This is a genomic window from Mesorhizobium sp. M7A.F.Ca.AU.001.01.1.1 (assembly GCF_004022735.1).
GTDB lineage: Bacteria > Pseudomonadota > Alphaproteobacteria > Rhizobiales > Rhizobiaceae > Mesorhizobium > Mesorhizobium ciceri.
Window position 1 is genome coordinate 1 of record NZ_RZPF01001037.1, and the last position, 1,559, is coordinate 1,559.

Here is a 1,559-nt window from a genome sequence, read left to right on the forward strand (position 1 = left end):
CCCCATCACGCCGATGCCGACCGAGTTCTGCGCGCCCGAGCCCGCACCGCTGGCGATCGCCAGCGGCAACACACCGAGGATAAAGGCCAGCGACGTCATCAGGATCGGCCGCAGCCGTTGTCGCGCCGCCTCCAGCGTCGCCTCGACCAGCCCCATCCCGGCGGCCTGCCGCTCGATGGCGAACTCGACGATGAGGATGGCGTTCTTGGCGGCGAGACCGATCGTGGTCAAAAGGCCGACCTTGAAATAAACGTCGTTGGACTGGCCGAACAGGCTGGCCGCCAGCAGCGCGCCGAAGATGCCGATCGGCACCGACAGCATGACCGCGAACGGGATCGACCAGCTCTCATAAAGTGCGGCCAGGCACAGGAACACGACCAGCGCCGAGATCGCATAGAGCGACAGCGCCTGGTTGCCGGAAAGCTTCTCCTGGTGCGACAGCCCGGTCCACTCGTGCGAATAGCCGGCGGGCAGTTGCGCGACGAGCTTGTCGATCTCGTCCATGGCGGCACCCGAGCTGACGCCCGTGGCCGCCGCGCCCTGGATCTCGACCGCCGCCGACCCATTGTAGCGCTCCAGCCTGGGCGAGCCGAATGTCCAGTGGCTGGAGGCAAAGGCCGAGAACGGCACCATGTCGCCGCTGGCGTTGCGGACCTGCCATTTGTCCAAATCTTCCGGCTGCATGCGGAAGTTCGGGTCCGACTGCAGATAGACCGGTTTCACCCGCCCGCGATCGATGAAGTCGTTGACGTAATCGCTGCCCCAGGCGGTCGAAAGCGTGTTGTTGATGTCGGCCAGGCTGACGCCAAGCGCGCTGGCCTTCTCCTGGTCGATGTCGACCGAGAATTGCGGCTGGTCTTCCTGGCCGTTGGGCCTTGTGTTGGCGAGCACCTTGCTCTGCCCGGCCAGGGCCAGAAGCTGGTTGCGCGTCTGGATCAGCGCGTCATGGCCGGCGCCGTTGACGTCCTGCAGGTAGAAGTCGAAGCCGTTGGTGTTGCCGAAGCCCTGGATGGCGGGAGGCGCGAGCGCGAAGACCTGCGCGTCCCTGATCTTCGAAAACGCGCCCATCGCACGGCCGGCGATGGCCTGCGCGGCGGAAGCCGGCGATTTGCGCAGGTCGAAATCCTTCAGCCGCACGAAAGCGATGCCGACATTCTGCCCTGCGCCGCCGAAGCCGAAGCCGGAGGCGGTGAACACCCCGTCGACGGCGTCCTTCTCCTGGTTGAGATAATGGTCGGTCACTTCTGCCAGCACGCGCTCCGTGCGATCCTGCGTCGCGCCGACGGGCAGCTGCACGCTGGTGATCAGGATGCCCTGGTCCTCTTCCGGCAGGAACGAGCTCGGCAGCCGGGCAAACATCCAGCCCACGGCAACGACGATGGCCAGGAACACGACGAGGAAGCGCCAGGATCGGTTGATGATGCCGTGCGAGCCGTCGCGGTAGGCAAGCGTGCCGCGATCGAAGACACGGTTGAACCAGCCGAACGGGCCGGTCTGCGTCGCATGGTCCTTGGGCGGCCGCAGGATGGTGGCGCAAAGTGCGGGCGTCAGCACAAGGG

1 protein-coding gene is annotated in these 1,559 nt (G+C 66.1%); it reads right to left on the reverse strand.

Going from position 1 to position 1,559, the window contains the following annotated elements:
* Positions 1-1,559: efflux RND transporter permease subunit (locus EN884_RS35480; protein ID WP_206617744.1), on the reverse strand; the 1,559-nt coding region annotated here is incomplete at both ends.